This is a genomic window from Kitasatospora sp. NPDC051853, from assembly GCF_044452665.1.
GTDB lineage: Bacteria > Actinomycetota > Actinomycetes > Streptomycetales > Streptomycetaceae > Kitasatospora.
This window is the reverse complement of record NZ_JBITBY010000016.1, coordinates 110,585-127,446: the sequence shown is the minus strand read 5'-3', so window position 1 is coordinate 127,446 and position 16,862 is coordinate 110,585. Positions and strand designations below refer to the sequence as shown.

At 74.5% G+C, this 16,862-nt stretch carries 15 protein-coding genes; 5 read left to right on the top strand and 10 right to left on the bottom strand.

The window, feature by feature from the left end:
- Positions 1–92 precede the first annotated feature (92 nt).
- The 3 genes from ACIA8O_RS35780 to ACIA8O_RS35770 all read right to left on the bottom strand — a co-directional run bounded on the left by ACIA8O_RS35780 (position 93) and on the right by ACIA8O_RS35770 (position 2,731).
- Positions 93–923: a DUF3626 domain-containing protein gene (locus tag ACIA8O_RS35780; protein ID WP_396298214.1), complete on the bottom strand. Its 831-nt coding sequence runs from the start codon at positions 921–923 to the stop codon at positions 93–95.
- On the bottom strand, positions 920–1,798 hold the full coding sequence (locus ACIA8O_RS35775) for an aldo/keto reductase (RefSeq protein WP_396298213.1): 879 nt from the start codon (positions 1,796–1,798) through the stop codon (positions 920–922). The genes ACIA8O_RS35780 and ACIA8O_RS35775 overlap by 4 nt, the downstream gene beginning before the upstream one ends.
- Positions 1,799–2,005: 207 nt before the next feature.
- A complete protein-coding gene (locus ACIA8O_RS35770) occupies positions 2,006–2,731 on the bottom strand; it encodes a TetR/AcrR family transcriptional regulator (RefSeq protein WP_396298212.1) in 726 nt (241 codons plus the stop codon).
- A gap of 51 nt (positions 2,732–2,782) precedes the next feature.
- Between ACIA8O_RS35770 and ACIA8O_RS35765 the strand changes: the two genes are divergently transcribed.
- Together ACIA8O_RS35765 and ACIA8O_RS35760 are read left to right on the top strand one after the other, a co-directional pair.
- Positions 2,783–4,444, top strand: a complete 1,662-nt coding sequence (locus ACIA8O_RS35765; RefSeq protein ID WP_396298211.1) for a CocE/NonD family hydrolase — start codon at positions 2,783–2,785, stop codon at positions 4,442–4,444.
- Positions 4,445–4,585: 141 nt separating this feature from the next.
- Entirely contained in the window at positions 4,586–5,431 is an 846-nt protein-coding gene (locus ACIA8O_RS35760) for an undecaprenyl-diphosphate phosphatase (protein WP_396298268.1), read from the top strand.
- 24 nt (positions 5,432–5,455) lie between these two features.
- Here the strand turns inward: ACIA8O_RS35760 and ACIA8O_RS35755 are convergent, their stop codons facing one another.
- The 3 genes from ACIA8O_RS35755 to ACIA8O_RS35745 form a co-directional block, all read right to left on the bottom strand.
- A complete protein-coding gene (locus ACIA8O_RS35755) occupies positions 5,456–6,166 on the bottom strand; it encodes a DUF1775 domain-containing protein (RefSeq protein ID WP_396298210.1) in 711 nt (236 codons plus the stop codon).
- Positions 6,167–6,382: 216 nt separating this feature from the next.
- The gene (locus ACIA8O_RS35750) at positions 6,383–7,801 is read right to left on the bottom strand and encodes a HEAT repeat domain-containing protein (protein WP_396298209.1); all 1,419 of its coding nucleotides are present in this window, start codon (positions 7,799–7,801) and stop codon (positions 6,383–6,385) included.
- A 320-nt stretch (positions 7,802–8,121) separates the two neighbouring features.
- Entirely contained in the window at positions 8,122–9,597 is a 1,476-nt protein-coding gene (locus ACIA8O_RS35745; RefSeq protein ID WP_396298208.1) for a hypothetical protein, read from the bottom strand.
- Between the two features lie 434 nt (positions 9,598–10,031).
- On the opposite strand from ACIA8O_RS35745, the gene ACIA8O_RS35740 reads away from it, so the two are divergent.
- The gene (locus tag ACIA8O_RS35740; protein ID WP_396298207.1) at positions 10,032–11,171 is read left to right on the top strand and encodes an aminoglycoside phosphotransferase family protein; all 1,140 of its coding nucleotides are present in this window, start codon (positions 10,032–10,034) and stop codon (positions 11,169–11,171) included.
- Positions 11,172–11,358: 187 nt separating this feature from the next.
- Here the strand turns inward: ACIA8O_RS35740 and ACIA8O_RS35735 are convergent, their stop codons facing one another.
- The 3 genes from ACIA8O_RS35735 to ACIA8O_RS35725 all read right to left on the bottom strand — a co-directional run bounded on the left by ACIA8O_RS35735 (position 11,359) and on the right by ACIA8O_RS35725 (position 14,242).
- Positions 11,359–12,504: an acyl-CoA dehydrogenase family protein gene (locus ACIA8O_RS35735; RefSeq protein WP_396298206.1), complete on the bottom strand. Its 1,146-nt coding sequence runs from the start codon at positions 12,502–12,504 to the stop codon at positions 11,359–11,361.
- A gap of 319 nt (positions 12,505–12,823) precedes the next feature.
- Complete coding sequence (locus tag ACIA8O_RS35730) at positions 12,824–13,318, bottom strand: hypothetical protein (protein WP_345279407.1); 495 nt, start codon at positions 13,316–13,318, stop codon at positions 12,824–12,826.
- Between the two features lie 705 nt (positions 13,319–14,023).
- The gene (locus tag ACIA8O_RS35725; RefSeq protein WP_396298205.1) at positions 14,024–14,242 is read right to left on the bottom strand and encodes a DUF397 domain-containing protein; all 219 of its coding nucleotides are present in this window, start codon (positions 14,240–14,242) and stop codon (positions 14,024–14,026) included.
- A 362-nt stretch (positions 14,243–14,604) separates the two neighbouring features.
- Here ACIA8O_RS35725 and ACIA8O_RS35720 point away from each other — a divergent pair, with 362 nt between their 5' ends.
- A complete protein-coding gene (locus ACIA8O_RS35720; RefSeq protein ID WP_396298267.1) occupies positions 14,605–15,003 on the top strand; it encodes a PTS-dependent dihydroxyacetone kinase phosphotransferase subunit DhaM in 399 nt (132 codons plus the stop codon).
- A gap of 421 nt (positions 15,004–15,424) precedes the next feature.
- Positions 15,425–16,354, top strand: coding sequence for an NAD-dependent epimerase/dehydratase family protein (locus ACIA8O_RS35715; RefSeq protein WP_396298204.1), 930 nt, complete (start codon positions 15,425–15,427; stop codon positions 16,352–16,354).
- A 7-nt stretch (positions 16,355–16,361) separates the two neighbouring features.
- On the opposite strand, the gene ACIA8O_RS35710 is transcribed toward ACIA8O_RS35715, so the two are convergent.
- Positions 16,362–16,862, bottom strand: coding sequence for an NUDIX hydrolase (locus ACIA8O_RS35710; protein WP_396298203.1), 501 nt, complete (start codon positions 16,860–16,862; stop codon positions 16,362–16,364).

Sequence of the window (16,862 nt, the reverse complement as noted above, 5' to 3'; positions counted from 1 at the left end):
CAGGGTAGCCAGGAACGCCTCGGCCCGCCCGGATTTTCTCTCCGGGCGGGCCGAGGGCTGGTGGTGAGGGGGCGTCAGATGGTGAGAGGGTGTCAGGTGGTGCGGGGGCCGCCGAAGCGCGCCAGGTAGTGCCAGACGCGCTTGAGGGCCTGCGGGTCGTGCTCGCCGGAGCGGGCCGCCTCGCCGAGGATCAGCGGGTCGAGGTGGCCGTCCCGGGCCAGGGCGAGGCCGAGCTCGACGAACACCGGCCCCCGGTAGCCGGGGTGACGGCGCAGCAGCTCGGTGCCCAGCCGCAGGCCCGGGTGGTACTCGACGGGGCAGGGCAGGGCGGCGGCCGCCTCCTCGACCTCGGTGCCCCGGTAGCAGGGGTCGAGGACCAGGGCCTCCACGTCCCGGGCGAGCCGGACCCCGCCGTGGACGTGGGCCTCCACGTAGTCGTCCAGGGCATCCTGCTCGTCCGCCTCGGCCAGCTCGATCAGGGCCATCCGCTCGGCGGTGCCGAAGTGTTCGGGCTCCAGGAAGCTGTCCGGGTAGCAGAAGGTGGTGCGGGGCAGGGCCGCCGCGCCGAGGCGGAAGAAGGCGGAGCCGAAGCGCGGGGCCGCGCCGTACGGGCGGTGGCGGAAGTCCAGGGCGCCGTACACCGGACGGTCCGCGGGCGGGGCCTGGTCGTACGCGCCGCCGAAGATCCGGCTCTCCCACGTCCAGCGGTCGCCGCCGGGGTGGGCGGTCAGGCCGCCGTTGCTGGTGCCGGTGACGAACTGGGAGTGGTAGACGCCGTCCTCGGCGAGGGCGGCCAGGATCGGGCGGCCTCCGGCGGTGCGGTCGGGGTGGAAGTTGAGGGTGACCCGGAGGCCGGCGGGGAGGGGCGCCCCGTGGGACCGGGCGCTGACGTGACGGATCGCCAGGTCGGCGGCACCGGTCACGCCTCGGCCTCCAGCGCGGCGAGTTCGGCCCCGGTCAGACGGATCGCCCCGGCGGCCACGTTCTGCTCCAGGTGGGCCGGGTTGCCGGTGCCGGGTATGGCCAGCACGTGCGGGCCCTGGGCCAGCGTCCAGGCCAGCCGGACCTGGGCGGGGGTGGCGCCGTGGGCCTCGGCGACGGCGAGCAGGGCGGGGCCGTCGGCGTGCTCGGCGCCGGCCTCGGCGCCCTTGCCGGCGATCGCGAAGAACGGGACGAAGGCCACGCCCTGCTCGCCGCAGGCGTCCAGGACGGCGCGCTGGGCGGGGGTGGCGCCGAGGCCGAAGCGGTTCTGGACGCAGACCACGGGGGCGATTCCGCGGGCCTCGGCGAGCTGGGTGACGTCGGCGTTGGAGAGGCCGAGGTGGCGGATCAGACCGGCCTCGCGGAGCTCGGCGAGGGCACCGAAGTGCTCGGAGACCGGCTTGCGGCCGTTGGTGCGGTAGTTGACCAGGTCGAGGTGGTCGCGGCCGAGCTGGCGGAGGTTCTCCTCGACGTGGCCGCGCAGTTCGTCCGGGCGGGACCACTCCAGCCACTCGCCGCTCGGGGCGCGGACGGGGCCGACCTTGGTGGAGATCAGGAGGTCGTCCGGGTACGGGGCGAGGGCGGTGTTGATCAGCTCGTTCGCGGAACGGAGGGAGGAGAAGTAGATCGCGGCGGTGTCGATGTGGTTGACACCCAGTTCGACGGCGCGGCGGAGCACCGCGAGGGAGCGGGAGCGGTCGCTGGGGGTGCCGAGGTCGAAGGCGGCGCTGCCGGTGAGGCGCATCGCGCCGAAGCCGAGGCGGTGCACGGGGATGTCGCCGAGGGTCCAGGTGCCGGAGGTGGCTGCAGTGATCACCGACGGATGATGCCACGGGCTCCGCCGGAGGTACACGGAGTTTCCGGACAAGGCAACGCTCGGGTTTTCAGGGGCGCGGGGAACTGCGCGAATCGGAAGAAGACGGCCCGTGTGCCGGGTACGGAGATCCACTTGCAAGTGAGTGTCCGCACCCGGCACACGGGTCAGTGTCTTCCGCCTCGCGCAGTTCCCCGCGCCCCTGACGCCTCACGGCGTCAGTCCGGTGAGGATGCGGTCGAGGAGGCGGGTGAAGGTGGTGTCGGGGTCGCCGGGGGCGGGGGGTTCGGTGAGGGTGGCGGCGAGGTGGGGGTAGGCGCCGGTGGCGGCCATGGTGGTGAGGTAGCGGTACTGGGCCGCGGCGAAGTCCGGGGTGGCGGTCTCCAGGGCGCGGCGTTGGGCCAGTTCGTGGCCGACGTGGCTGGCGACGAACCCGCTGATCAGGGCGAAGACCTCGGTGCGGGCTCCGCCGGTGAGGCCGGTGGGGGCGAGGACGGCCAGGGCGTGTTCGAGGGCGGCCAGGGTGCCGGGGCCGATGGTGCGGCGCTGCGGGAGGGCGGCGACCAGCCAGGGGTGACGGTGCATCAGGGCGCGCTGGGCTCCGGCGAGGGCCCGGACGTCGGCGCGCCAGTCGTCGGTGGGGGGTGCGAACTCCATCCCGGCGGAGACGGTGTCGACCATCAGTTCCAGCAGGGTGTCCTTGTCGGGCACGTAGCTGTACAGCGACATGACGGCCACGCCGAGCCGGGCCGCCACCGCCCGCATGGTGACGGCGGCCAGGCCCTCCTCGTCGGCCAGTTCGACCGCCGCCGCCGTGATCCGCTCCCGGCTGTACTTGGGCCGCCGGCCCAGCCGGGGCCGGTCCGGCGGCAGCCAGAGCCGTTCGGGGTCGATGGCCTCGGGCACGTCCGCTCCTCTCCCAGGGATGACCACCATCCAAGCACCCGCTATTCTCGTACAACGTACGGAAAAGAGGAGGGGATCGCCGTGCCCGAGACCGTGACCGAGACCGCCCAGCGCCCGCCCCGGGCCGCCCGCCTGCTCCGCCGCACCCTGCGCGGCCTGCCCCCGAAGCGCTTCGAGACCCGGTACCGGCCCGCGCTGGAGGTGACCGCCGAGGACGGCACCGTGCTGCTGACGGACCACCACCTCCCGGTCGGCGCCGGGCCGTTCCCGACCGTGCTGCTCCGCTCCCCCTACGGCCGGGGGTTCCCGTGGGCCCCGCTGTACGGGCTGGCGCTGGCCGAGCAGGGGTTCCACGTGGTGATCCAGAGCTGCCGGGGCACCGGCGGGTCCGGCGGGGTCTTCACCCCCTGGCGGGACGAGCGGGCCGACGGCCTGGCCACCGTGGCCTGGCTGCGCGGGCAGCCGTGGTTCGACGGCCGGCTCGGCACCATCGGCCCCAGCTACCTCGGCTACGTCCAGTGGGCGCTGGCCGCGGACCCGCCGCCGGAGCTGCGCGCCATGGTGGTGCACAACGGCATCCACGACCCCTACGGCTTCTTCCGCTCCGGCGGCGCGCCCGGTACGCCGGGCGTGTTCAACCTGGAGAACGCGCTGGTCGCCTCCGTCGGGCTGCTCCACTTCCAGCACGGCTTCGGTGCGCTGATGCGCGCCGCCGCGCGCCTGCAGCGCCGGCTGCCCGCCGCCACCCGCGGTCTGCCGCTCCGTCAGGCGTACACCGCCGGGACGGGCGGGCCCGTCCCCTTCCTGGCGGGGGCCATGGACCACCCCGAGCCGGGGGACCCGTACTGGCACGGCGCCGACCTCGCGGCGGTGGCCGGGCGGACCTCGGTGCCGACGGCCCTGGTCACCGGGTGGTGGGACGTCCAGCTGGGGCAGACCCTCGGGCAGTGGGAGCGGCTGGGCGGGGCCGGGGTGCCGCGCTCGCTGCTGGTCGGCCCGTGGACGCACACCTCGACGCTGGGCCCCGGCTGGCCCGAGACCTTCCGGGAGAGCCTGGCCTGGCTCCGCGCCCACCTGGCCGACGACCCGTCAGGCCTGCGGGCCGAGCCGGTGCGGGTGCACACCGGGGAGGGCTGGCGGGAGCTGGCCGGATGGCCGCCGCCGGGCGAGGAGCTGCTCCTCCACCTGGACGGGGAGCGGCTGTCGGCCGAGCCCCGGCCCGGGGCGGAGCCGCTGCGGCTGCGGGCCGATCCGGCCGTTCCGGTGCCCTCGGTCGGCGGCGCCCTGCTCTCCCGGCAGGCCGGGCCCCGCCGGGTGGAGGCGCTCGGCGGGCGGGCCGGGGTGCTGAGCCTGGACGGCGAGCCCTTCGCCGGGCCGGTCCAGCTGCTCGGCCCGGTCTCGGTCGATCTCCTGGTCGACTCCGGGCACCTGGACCTGTACGCGAGGCTGTGCGCCGTGGACCCGCGCGGGCGGGCGGTCCACCTCACCGACGGGGTGGCGCGGCTCACCCCGGGCGGCGACCGGCCGGTCCGGGTGACCGTCACCCTGGACCCCAGCGGGCGGCGGATCGCCGCCGGGCACCGGCTGCGGCTCCAGCTGAGCCCCGCCCCGCACCCGCGCCACGCCCGCAACCCCGGCACCGGCGAGTCCGACACCGCCGCCGCCCGGCTCGTCCCGGCCCGCGCCGCGGTGCATCCGGGCTCGGTGCTGCGGGTCACGGTGGAGCGCCGGACGGAGCCCTGAGACGCCGTCAGTCCGAGGGGCGCCCCGGGGCTCCGCCGTACACCTCGAACCGCTAGCATCGCGCCCGGAACACCCGTCAGCAGAACAGGATCACCAGCAGATGCGCTCCCCCCTCCAGACGACTCGGGCGGGTGCCCGGTGATCAGCTGGTTCGAAGCCACCGTCCTCGGACTGATCCAGGGGCTCACCGAGTTCCTGCCGGTCTCCTCCAGTGCCCACCTCCGGGTGTTCTCCGCCCTGTTCGGCTGGGAGGACCCGGGTGCCGCCTTCACCGCGGTGACCCAGCTGGGCACCGAGTCCGCGGTGCTGATCTACTTCCGCAAGGACATCTGGGCCATCATCACCGCCTGGGTCACGGCGCTCTTCAAGAAGGAGCGGCGCAGCGACCCGAACGCCCGGCTCGGCTGGTTCGTGATCCTCGGCACCCTGCCGATCGGGATCTTCGGCGTGCTCTTCCAGGACACCATCGAGAGCAGCCTGCGCGACCTCCGGGTGATCGGCACCACGCTGATCCTGTTCGGCGTGATCCTGGCCGTGGCCGACCGGACCCGGGCGGTCCGCAACGCCAAGCCGATCTCCGAGCTCACCCTGCCGCACGCCCTCGGCTACGGCTTCGCCCAGTCGCTCGCGCTGATCCCCGGTGTCTCCCGCTCCGGCGGCACCATCAGCGCCGGCCTCTTCCTCGGCTACAGCCGGGAGGCGGCCGCCCGGTACTCCTTCCTGCTCGCCATCCCGGCGGTGCTGGCCTCGGGCGTGCTGGAGCTGTTCAAGATCGGCGAGGGGCCGGCCCCGGCCTGGGGTCCGACGCTGCTGGCCACCGGCATCGCCTTCGTGGTGGGCTACGCGGCGGTGGCGTGGTTCCTGAAGTACATCTCGCACCACAGCTTCATGCCGTTCGTGGTGTACCGGATCGCGCTCGGCATCCTGATCATCGTGCTGGTCAGCGCCGGGGTGCTCACCCCGGACGCGGGGACGCCCGCGCACTGACGCACCGTCCGGTGGCGCCGCCGCTCAGCCCTCGGAGGAGCGGCGGCGCCACCAGACCGCTCCGGCCACCGTCACCAGGAGCAGGGCCACGGCGCCGATGATCACCGGGCCGTTGGAGCCGGCGCCGCCGCTCTCGTCGGTGGTCCTCACGGCGGTGAGGGTGACGGAGGGGGTCGGGGTGGCAGCCGGGGTGACCGGAGTGGGTGCGGGGGTCGGCGTCGGCGACGGGGTGGCGGCGGCGAGCGGGGTGGCGCCGGGGGCGGCCTTGGCCAGCTTGAGGACGGGGGCCGGGTTCTTGGGCTCGGAGCCGTTCTGGGGGATCTCGATCCAGCGGTCGACCTGGGTGTCGGTGTACATCACCAGGGTCTTGAAGGCGAGCTGCGGCGCGTCCGGCAACTGACGGACCTTCACCTGGTACTCGGCGGCCTTCCCCGGCGCGAGCGCGGGCCCGCTCACCGTGAAACCGTCCTGGCCGGGCTTGAACGCCCACCCCTGCGGCGCCTTCACCAGACTCACGTCGGCCGGCCCGATGCCCTGCGGGAGCACCACCTGCACCTCGTCGATCCCGGCGGTGTCCGACTCCCCCGCCGCCTTGAACGCCAGCACCGCGTCCACCGCGAGGGCCTGGGCCTGCTGCGAGCTCACCCCGGTGTGGGCGGAGGCCGGGGCGGCGGCGAGGACCACGACGGCCAGGGCGGCTATCGGGGCGGCGGCGCGGGCGAGGTGACGGTTCATCAGGCCATGATGTCAGCGTCGCTCCGGGGGAGCAGCGAAATCGGTCACCCCGGGGGCGCGAGGAACTGCGCGAGACGGAAGAAAGTGACCCGTGTGCCGGGTACGGACACTCACGTGCAAGTGGCTGTCCGTACCCGGCACACGGGTCTGTGTCTTCCGTCTCGCGCAGTTCCTCGCGCCCCCGGGGTGACCACTTCCGCGTGGCCGCCCCTGCGGTCAGTGGCCGGTGAGGCGGCTGCGGATGACGGTGTGGACCTCGGCCTCCTCGGCCGGGTCGGCGGCGAGGCGGCGCAGGCGTTCCAGGACGCGCACGTCGCCGGTGGTGGTGACGTGGCGGGCGGCGAGTTCGCGGGTGGCCTCCTCGCAGTCCCAGAGGCACTCGACGGCGATGCCGCGGGCGAAGTACTGGTCGGTGAGGGAGAGGGCTTTCGCGGCCCGGCCGCGCAGCTCCGAGGAGGCGGCCTCGCCGTAGACGTGGCGGAGGGCGGGGACTGCTCCGGCGGCGGCCAGCCGCCCCACGCCGTCGACCAGGGTGCCCAGGCCGGTGCCCTCGACCCCCCGTGAGGAGATCCAGCGGCGGAGCCCGGCCACCACCAGGGGGCCGTCGGCGGGTTCGCCGGCGTCGGCGAGCAGCTGGACGGCGGCCTCGCCGAGGGCGCTGTCGGCCCCGCCGGTGTCCGGGTCGGCCCAGCGGCGGGCGTGCTCCAGGGCGGCCGCGCCGCGCATCCGGCGCAGCTCGGACAGGGCGGAGCTGACGACCCGTCGGTCGATGTCGGCGGCGGCCAGCTCGATCAGGCCGGCCGCCTCGGGATCCTGTTGGTCCACCAGGTAGCGCAGGGCCGCGGTGCGGGCGCCGGGGGCGCCGTCCCGGGCGGCGGCCAGGACGGCCGGCCGGTCCTCGGGGCGGACCACGGCGGCCAGACAGCGGGCGGCGGCGGCCGCGCGGCGCTCGGGCGAGCCGCCGGGCTCGGGCTGGTCGGCCCAGGCCAGGACGTCACCGGTGCTCCAGCCGGGGGTAACGCCGGTGCGGTTCATCTGGCGTTGCCAGAGGTCGAAGGGGGACTGCTCGCTCGCGGCGGCGATCCGGGGATGGTGGGCGGCCCAGAGGCGCCAGGGGCGGGGCTCGTAGGCGGCGCGGACGGCGGCTCTGAGGGCGGCGTCGCCCTCCGGGCCGGCCGGGAAGCGGCCGAGCACCGAGGGGGCCAGGGCGAGCAGGGAGCGCTCGTCGTCGTCGCGCAGGGCCAGCTCGTCCAGGGCCCAGGCCCAGTTGCTGCCGGTGGCGACGTAGCTGCGCAGCAGGGTGAGGGCGTCCCGGCGGCCGTATCCGGCCAGGTGGCCGAGGACGGCCAGGGTGAGGCCGGTGCGGCCCTCGTCCGGGTCGAGGGTGTCCTCGACGGAGTGCAGGTGCAGCTCCAGCCCGGTGAGCGGCGCCTCTAGCTCCATGTAGAGCCGGGCGTAGTAGAGGGAGCGGTTCTCGACCTGCCAGTCGGCGCGGGGGTCGGATGTGACGCAGGTTTCCAAGGCGGCGACCGCCTCGTGACGGTCGGCCGCGAGCGCATGCAGTTGCCCGTCACCACGGCCCCGCTGGAGGAGGCCGAGGAGGCTGGCACTGGGCGCTATCACTGGCTCGAACATGACGTCAGCATCCGTTGCGGCGGTCTAGGTGGCAACGGGATTTCCGCCGCCGGGGGTCAGGAGGGTCGAACAATGGGCGCCCGGGCGCCGGAACCACCGAAGGTTACCGCCTGACCGCCCCTTACGCACACAGGACCGATCAGGCCATCCCGCGGACCGGTCGTCCGGACGAATGCCGACGGAAACCTCCAAGGGATTGCCACAATTCCCCTCGCCCCCACCGCACTCCGTGGCAGAGTCTGCCCACCGGGCCGGACGGACCGCCTGCTGACGGTCCGTCCGCTGTCACTCCGTCAGTTCCCCGGGCTCCGGGCGGCCGCTCAGGCCAGGCCCGGCTCGCGGCGCGGGGCGGGCATCGCGGCCTCGATCTGGGACCGCAGCTCGGCCACCGCCGGCATCGCGCGGTAACGCCCGGTGAGCCGGTACATGGCCCGGAGCCGGTCCCAGGTCCGGGTCGAGGAGGTCTGGCCGATCGAGTTGAGCGCCAGCTTGGCGTGGGTGAGGGCGCCCTCGGGTTCGTCCGAGAGCCAGTGCACCGAGGCCAGGGTGATCTCGTCCAGCAGGCTGGAGCGCTCCCGGCCGGTCTTGTGCCGCTGCTCCATCGCCTGCCGGACGTGGTGCTCGGCCCGCCGGGCCCAGCCCGGGTCGTGCTCGGCCAGGGTCCGGTAGACCAGGGCCTGCATGCCGTGCAGCTCGGCCACGTCGAAGGTGGCCATCCAGCTGGGGACGGGCAGGTCGCTGCTGCGGGTGAAGAGCTCCTCGGCCTCGCCGAGCAGGCGCCGGGTGGCCTCGGCGCGGCCGAGCGCGGCCTGCGCCCAGGCCTCCACGGTGTGCAGCATCGCCTCCGTCTGCGGGAGCATCCGGCCGTCGCCGTTGGCCCGGGCCATCCGCATCAGTTCGAGGGCGTCGTCGGCCCGGCCGAGGTGGAGCATCTGCCGGGCGGCCCGGGAGATCGCCTCGCCGGCCCGGGGCCGGTCGTCGGCCTCCCGGGCGGCCTGGGCGGCGATCACGAAGTACCGCTGGGCGGTGGGCTCCAAGCCGACGTCGTGCGACATCCAGCCGGCCAGCACCGCGAGGTTGGCGGCCACCAGCCAGAGCCGGCGCTTGGCCTGCGGCCGGATGTCGTGGGTCAACAGGCCGCCCACCTCGTTGAGTTGGCCGACCACCGCCTTGCGCTGGAGGCCGCCGCCCCGGGACGCGTCCCAGGCCCGGAAGACCTCCACCGAGCGCTCCAGCGCCGCCACCTCGTCGTCGCCGACCGGGCCGGGCTCGTAGACGTCGAGCACCGGTCTGCCGTGGGAGCTGGTCACCATCGTCCGGGGGCCCGGACGTTCGGCCGCGTACGCCACGTCGGCGCCGCGCAGCCAGTCGTAGAGGTTGTCGCCGATGACGGCGCCCGCCGTGAGCGCGGTGCCCGCGCCCACCAGTCCGCGTCGGTTGAGCATGAGGTCCATTCCCGTGAACTCGGTGAGGACCTCGGCCGTGCGATCCGGCTCCCAGGCTGGTTCCTTGCTGCTGCTCCCGGTCCTGGAGGGCCGGTGTCGTTCGAGGCCGAGGTCCTCAGTGGTGACGACACGGCCGAGCCGCTCGGTGAACACGGCAGCCAGTACTCTGGGCACCGGGTCGCGGGGGACCTCCCCCTGCTCGATCCAGCGCCGCACCCGCGAGGTGTCGGTGGACAGCTGCTGCTGGCCCATCGCCGCGCCCCGCCGGTTCACCAGCCTCGCCAACTCGCCCTTGGACCAGCCGGTCAGGGCGAAGAGGTCGGCGAATCTGGCGTTCGGCCCCTTGCTCACGTGAAGCCCCCAGGATCCTCGGCTGCCACGACAGTAGTGGCGCTGGCATGTGCCGCGCGACCATTCGCCACGCTTCGCCAGGGTCCGCCAGATGGTGCACCAGTGGCCGCCGGGTGTCAGGTAGAGATGCGCCACCCCGACTACGGGTCGGAGCGCCGAAAACGGCCCGGGGACTGCCCTGATGCACCGTCAACGGCCGTTCCGGGGCCTCATCCGAGGGGGTGGCGCGGCCGGGTGGCGCACAGGCGCCGGGCATGGCCAGGGCTGGCGAACGGCACGCACTCCCCAGGGTGCGGGCCGGGCACCGACCCACCGTTCCGTACCCGGCGCCTGCGCTCCACCCCCAGCCCCGGCGGCACCCAGCCGCACCGGGGAGTCCGCAGCAGACACCGGCAGAGGCCAGCCGCCGGCCAGGAAGGGACCCTCACCAGCCCATGTACTCCTCAGCGACCACCGGCACCCCCACCCAGCCCCGCACCGCGCTGCGTCCTCCCACCGCGGCCGGCGGTCGTCCCGGGCCCGGCCCGGTCCCCCTCCGCGACCCCCGGGCCCTCGCCACCGCCCGCGCCCTGCTGCCGCGCCAGGCCGACCAGTACGGCAACCGCCCCGGCTCCGAGCGGCTGCTCCGCGGCCGCCCGCTGGAGACCGGCGCGGACCGCCTCGACCCGGCCGCCCTGCAGACCCCGGCCGTCCGGGCCGTCCTCGCCAACGTCGCGCGGATATGCCCTGGCTTCCTCCCGCGCCAGGTCCTGCGGGAAGGCAGCCGACACATCATCATCGCCGGCACCATCGGCCGCGCCCCCGTGGTCGCCAAGTGCCTGGCGCCGCAGGCCCTCCGCAGCGAGCACGCGGAGCAGCTGATCGAGCGCTTCCACCACGAGATCGCGGTCTACCGGGCCTTCGTCCGGCACCGTCCGCCGGTCCGCCTCCCCCGGCTGGTGGCCGCCGACCACGACCGCTGCGTCCTGGTCATGGAGCGGGTGCCGGGCCGTCAGGCCGCCCGCGAGCGGCACCCGGTGAACGCGCCCACCCCGGGCGAGCTGCGCGCGGTGCTCGGCTCGATCCGCTCGCTCAACCTCTGGCGGCCGCCGACGGACGTCTTCGGCAAGCCGCTCGACTACCAGCTGGAGATCTCCCGCTACCACTCGGTCGGGCAGCTCACCGACCGCGACGCGGGCGACCTGCGGGCGCTGATGCACGGGCTCTCCTCCGTGCCGCTCCAGCTCTGCCACGGGGACGCGCTGCTCGGGAACCTGCTGCTCGCGCCCTCCGGGCCGGTCCTGGTCGACTGGGAGCAGGCCGGCTGGTACCTGCCGGGGTACGACCTCGCGGTCCTGTGGAGCGTCCTCTCCGGGGACACCGCGGCCCGCCGCCAGATCAGCCAGCTCGCGCAGTCCGGCGGGACGGTGGCGCGGGACGCGTTCCTGGTGAACCTGGTGCTGGTGCTGATGCGGGAGATCCGCCTGCACGACGTCCCGGGGGCCGGCGAGGAGCAGCGGATCATGATCCGGCGCCTCTACGACGACGCCGCCCTCGCCCGCCGGGCGGTCCGCACGGCGGTCGGGACCCGCTGAGGGAAACCCGCGGGGGTTCAGGGGCGCGGGGAACTGCGCGAGGCGGCAGGAACAGACCCGTGTGCCGGGTACGGATGCTCACTTGCAAGTGGATCTCCGTACCCGGCACACGGGTCTTCTGCTTCCGCTTCGCGCAGTTCCTCGCGCCCCCGGCATGACCACTTTCGCTCGCGCCCCGCAGGACCAGCTAGAACAGGCCGTCGGCCAGGCCGTCCAGGGTGGTGTCCTCGGCGGGGAGGTGGGTGCGGCCGGTGAGGAGGTCGCGGAGGTAGCGCTCCAGGGGGTGGCGGCGGCTGAGGCCGGGGTTGCCGGTGAGGGTGACGGCCTGTTGGACGGCGGCGGTGGCGGTGCGGTTGATCAGGAGCTGGGCCGCCCCGGTGCGCTGGGCGGCGGAGCGGTCGCCCCGGTCGATGCGGGCGGCCAGCCCGTGCAGGAGCTCCTCGGCGCCGATCAGCGAGGCCTCGATCTCGGCCACCGCGGCGCGGTACCGCGGCAGGGTGGAGAGCGGCTCCGTCAGGTTGGCCGGGGTGCGGCGCCCGAGGAAGGAGACCAGCCACTGCTGGGCGGCCCGGGCCACGCCCAGGTGGACGGCGGAGAGGGCGAGTTCGCGCCAGGCGCGGGCGACCTGCTCGGCGGCCTCCGCGGCCGGGTCGGCCCTGCGGGCGGGCGCCAGGCCGACCACCGCGTCGGCGGCCACCGCGACCTCGCTGAGCAGGACTTCCTGGCCGGCCGCGGCCCGCAGGCCCAACTGGTCCCAGACCGGGTCGAGTTCGATCCCCGGGCTGTCGCCGCGGACCAGGAACCAGCCGGTCCGCGGCACCTCCTCCTCGGTCCGGGCCCGGACCGCCATCCAGGCCAGCGCCTCGGCGCCGGCGCACCAGCCCTTGCGGCCGCTCAGCCGCCAGCCCGAGCCGTCCCGGCGGGCGACCGTGTCGGGGCGCTGTCCGGGTTCGGCGGGCAGGGCGTCGAGCAGGGCCGGGCCGCGGCGGGATTCGGTCAGCAGCCGGCGGTAGAGGGCGGCGGGCCAGCCACCGGTGCGGGCCTGCTCGGCGTGGACCAGCAGGGTGGCGGCGGTGAGCACCGCCACCGAGGCGTCGCCCCGGCCGAGTTGGGCCAGCAGCTGGACGGTCTCGGCCAGCCCGGCGCCGGGTCCGCCGTAGCGGCGGCCGACGGTGAGGGTGAGCAGACCGGCCTCGTGCACGGCCTCGATGCCCTGGTACGGGAAGGTGGCGTCCCGGTCGTGCTCCTCGGCGCGGGCGGACAGCAGGTCCACCACGCGGGGCAGGCGGGCGAGGGCGTCCTGGACGGACGGGGTGCCGTCGGTGACGGTCATGGCGGGGTGCCTCCGGGGCGGCTGCGTGGTGCGCGGCGGACTGCGGACGACGCGCCGTCACCCGCTCGGGAGGGCGCGCTCGGTACCGGGACGCGGCGGATCCGGAGAATGGCTGTTTTTCGGCCCCCGGGGCACGCCGCCGGAGGAGTGACTCCCCCTCAGCGGGCCGGACAGACCGCGCTCGCGGTGCGCCGCAGGTCGAGGTAGCTGCGCCTGGTCAGCAGCGGGCGGGGCGGCATGCCGGTGACTGTACGAAGCATTGATCACGAGCGTCAAGCAAGGGCCGGAGGGTGGACCTCCGGACCGTCGTCCCCGGCCGTCAGCCCTGCTGGAACATCTCGGCCGGGAGCGGCTTGAGCAGTTGGTACAGGTCGTCGGCGATCGGGCGGTCCCAGGACGCGATGGTCACCTGGACGCCGTCGCTGCGGCCGAACTGGGCGCAGAACACCCGCTCCTCACTGACCTTCACCTTCCGGACGATCAGCAGGTCGTCCCCGAGCATGACCGGGAAGTCCTCGGCCGAGACGAAGTCGACCGGCTCCTCGTTCTCCAGCGCGGTCAGCAGCTGACGGATCTCGAACGGGACTCCGTCGGCCGCGTCGCGGGCCGGCGAGCCCTCGGGGAGGTTGCCGATGAACATCGCGGGGCCACGGCCGCCGAACAGGTCGTACCGGAGGAAGATCCCCTGGCAGGAGCCGTCCGGGCCGCTCATGATCATGGCGCCGAAGTCACCGGGCCAGTCACCCGGGTCCATCGCGAGCACGTCGAAGTCCGGGCCCGCGGGGGTGCCGGAGCGGCGGCGGAGAAATGACATGACGCCATCGTACGGTGCGGTCACGCCCTGCTCACGGGGCGGGTGGGTGCTCGGCCCGAGATCTACGCTCAGGGACCAATGTTGACTCTGAGCAACCGTCCGGGCTACGTTCGGTTCAGCACGACAGCCGCTGTGGGCATCGGTCCACCGGGGGGCGGCTTGTCGCAGCGCGCCCGCGTGCGCGTTCCCTCACTGCACATAGTCGTGCGACACACCGAACCATCTGCCCAAGCGTTTTCCGCTGTCCGTCGACCGTCGAGTAGCGTCAAGCAGAGCAGGAACGACCACAGACCGCACTTCGTTTTTCACAACACACAAGCCAGGTTCGCGGGGCCCCGCCCGTCGCAGCTCGCGAACCTGCCCGGTAGACCGCCGCGTGGGGGCGTGCGGATACCGGGCACCGGCACCGGACGTCGAGTCGCTCTCGACCCCGGGGCCATCCCTCCCGGCGACGCGTACCGAGGTACGTCAGGGGTTCACACGGGAGGGGGCCCGGCACTCGTGCCGGACCGCACAGCAGGCGCCGTGCCTGGACGCGTGGGGGCGTTGGGCACGGCGTCTGTCTGGTCATACTGTGAGCCGTTACTTGTCGAACAGTCAACGACTATCCGACCATCAGATTTCTTTCCGGTGCTCCGGGGCCTACGGCCGCACTCCCGATCTGACGGAGAACCACTCCGTGCCGGGACCTGACGGAGTGTCCGCTCAGACCGGGTCGAACTCGCCGTCCCGGGCGCCCAGGACGAAGGCCCGCCACTCGGCCGGGGTGAAGACCAGCACCGGCCCCTCCGGCTCCCGCCCGTCCCGCATCGCGATGTAGCCGTCCACGAAGGCGATCTGCACGTCCCCCGGTCCCTGGCTGCTGGAGAGCCACTCGGCCCCGGCCAGGTCCAGGTCCGGCTTCTTCCCCTCGGTCACTGGCATGTCCCCTCTCCCTCTGTCGGACGAAGGCCCAGCGTAGCCAGCGCTCCCCGCCCGGGCGCCGCTTGCCGCCAACCGCCGCCTCCCCAGGGGCAGATGAGCCGTTCGGGTGCGGCACCCGGGCGCACTGTGCTAGGAGCGGCCGCCGGAATCGGGCTGCGCGCGGCGGGCTGCTGCGAGAGGGTTGGTCCCACGACCCGTCAGACCGCGCACCGCGCAGGCCCCGAGGAGCAGCCATGGACCGCCGGGAGGACCCCCGGGCCGATGTGATCCCCATCTCACAGGCCCCCTCCGCCCCGCAGCCGGCCCCCGGAGCGGCGCCCCCTCCCCCGCCCCGGCCGGGCGGGCCCGGACAGGTCGGCCGGGTGGGCGTGGTGCTGGTCTCCCACAGCCAGCGGCTGGCCGAGGCGGTGGCGTCCCTGGCCACCGGGCTGACCAGGGACGCGGACCCGGCCCCGGTGGCCGCCACCGGGGGGAGCCTGGCCGACGGCCTGGGGACCAGCGCGGTGCTGGTCGCCTCGGCGGCCCGGCGGGTGGACCAGGGGCACGGGGTGGCGGTGCTCGCGGACCTGGGCAGTGCGGTCGGCACCGTACGGGCGCTGCTGGCCGCGGCGGACGAGCACGGCCTGCCCTTCCCCGTCCGGCTGGCCGACGCCCCCTTCGTGGAGGGCGCCGTGGCGGCGGTGGCCACCGCCTCGGCCGGCGGGGACCTGACCGCGGTGCTGGACGCGGCCGAGGAGATGTACCGCCAGCGCAAGCTCTGAGGCCCGAAGGGCCACCTACGCACGGCGGAGCGGAAGGCCCCCGGGGGTGGTGGTCACGCCGGGGGCGCGAGGAACTGCGCGAACCGGAAGGCGGCCCACCGGCGCACGGCAGGTGAGTGGTCACCCCGGGGGCGCGGGGAACTGCGCGCATCGGGAGGCGGCTCACCTGCAACTGAACCGCCGTCAGCCAGTTGCAGGTGCTGCCTTTCCACGGCGCGCAGTTCCCCGCGCCCCCGGTGTCACCACTTTCCCCGGTGTGGCCGCTTTCCCCGGCATCACCACTTTCCCTGGTGTGGCCGCTTTCGTCAGCCGGAGTGCTCTGCCCCGTTTGCGGCGCGTCGGGCCTGGGGCGTCGCTACGATGCGGCGCAGTGCGCCCGGGGCGGGAGACCCCGGGCCGACAGGTGGGGGGAGTACGACAGATGCGGGTGGTCGTGACCGGCGGAGCCGGTTTCATCGGGGCCAACCTGGTCCGCGCGCTGCTGGACCGGCCCGAGGTGGACGGGGTCGCGGTGGTGGACAACCTGAGCACCGGCAGCAAGGCCAACCTGGACGGTGTCGACGTGACACTGTACGAGGGAACCATCCTGGACCCGGCGCTGCTGGACGAGGCCTTCGCGGGCGCCGACGCCGTGGTGCACCTGGCCGCGCTGCCCTCGGTGCCGCGCTCGGTGGCCGATCCGCTGGCGAGTCACCACGCGAACGCGACCGGCACCCTGGAGGTGCTGGAGGCGGCCCGCCGGGCCGGGGTCGGCCACGTGACCGCCGCCTCCTCGTCCTCGGTCTACGGGGCCAACCGGGAGCTGCCCAAGCGGGAGACCATGCGGACGGCGCCGATGAGCCCGTACGCGGTCAGCAAGCTGGCCACCGAGGCGTACCTGGCGGCCTATCACCACTGCTACGGGCTGGGCGTGCTGCCGCTGCGCTTCTTCAACGTCTTCGGCCCGCTCCAGCCGGCCGGGCACGCCTACGCCGCCGTGGTCCCGGCCTTCCTGGACGCCGCGCTGGCCGGTCGTCCGCTGAGCGTGCACGGGGACGGCGGCCAGAGCCGGGACTTCACCTACGTCGGCACCGTCACCCAGGTGATCAGCGAGGCCGTGGTCCGCAAGGTGGTGCACGCCGACCCGGTCAACCTGGCCTTCGGCACCCGCACCTCGCTGCTCGAACTGATCGGCCTGCTGGGCGAGGTGCTCGGCGAGGCCCCCGCGGTCGAGCACACCGACCCCCGGGCCGGGGACGTCCGCGACTCCCAGGCGGACAACGCCAGGTTGCGCGAGCTCTTCCCCGAGGTCGTGCCGGTGCCGCTGCGGGAGGGCCTGGAGCGCACGGCGGCCTGGTTCCGCACGCTCTGAGGGAGGGTCAGGCCGGGTCGCCGGTGCCGGGGGTGAAGCTGAACGCCGCCTCGGCCTTCCCGGCCAGGGCCAGTTCGAGCCGGTAGCGGACGTACTCGTCCAGCTCCAGCTCCGCCAGCTCGGCCAGGGTGAACCAGCGGACCTCCAGGGACTCGTCGTCGTTCACCCTGGCCTCGCCGGAGACGGCGCGGCAGCGGAAGGTCAGGTCCAGGTACTGGGCCTGGTCACCGTTGGGGTAGCGCATCATCGGGGAGACCGTGACGGCGCTGAGCGTCTCGGGCTCCGCCACCACGCCGGTCTCCTCGAACACCTCGCGGACCAGCCCCTCGGCGGGCTGCTCCCCCGGGTCGAGGATGCCGCCGACGATCCCCCAACGGCCGGAGTCGCTGCGGCGGTTGAGCAGCACCCGGCCCTCCTCGTCGCGGACCACGGCACCGACGCCGGTGAGCCAGAGCGGACGGGTGCCGACGAGGGAGCGCAGCTCCGCCAGGAAGGAAGGAATAGCCAT

What these genes read in the sequence shown, in the direction of transcription:
- ACIA8O_RS35735 (WP_396298206.1), bottom strand. Translation starts at nt 12,504, where the DNA reads ATGACCGTCACCGACGGCACCCCGTCCGTCCAGGACGCCCTCGCCCGC.
- ACIA8O_RS35715 (WP_396298204.1), top strand. Translation starts at nt 15,425, where the DNA reads ATGCGGGTGGTCGTGACCGGCGGAGCCGGTTTCATCGGGGCCAACCTG.
- ACIA8O_RS35755 (WP_396298210.1), bottom strand. Translation starts at nt 6,166, where the DNA reads ATGAACCGTCACCTCGCCCGCGCCGCCGCCCCGATAGCCGCCCTGGCC.
- ACIA8O_RS35750 (WP_396298209.1), bottom strand. Translation starts at nt 7,801, where the DNA reads ATGTTCGAGCCAGTGATAGCGCCCAGTGCCAGCCTCCTCGGCCTCCTC.
- ACIA8O_RS35710 (WP_396298203.1), bottom strand. Translation starts at nt 16,862, where the DNA reads ATGGCTATTCCTTCCTTCCTGGCGGAGCTGCGCTCCCTCGTCGGCACC.
- ACIA8O_RS35730 (WP_345279407.1), bottom strand. Translation starts at nt 13,318, where the DNA reads ATGTCATTTCTCCGCCGCCGCTCCGGCACCCCCGCGGGCCCGGACTTC.
- ACIA8O_RS35740 (WP_396298207.1), top strand. Translation starts at nt 10,032, where the DNA reads ATGTACTCCTCAGCGACCACCGGCACCCCCACCCAGCCCCGCACCGCG.
- ACIA8O_RS35725 (WP_396298205.1), bottom strand. Translation starts at nt 14,242, where the DNA reads ATGCCAGTGACCGAGGGGAAGAAGCCGGACCTGGACCTGGCCGGGGCC.
- ACIA8O_RS35770 (WP_396298212.1), bottom strand. Translation starts at nt 2,731, where the DNA reads ATGGTGGTCATCCCTGGGAGAGGAGCGGACGTGCCCGAGGCCATCGAC.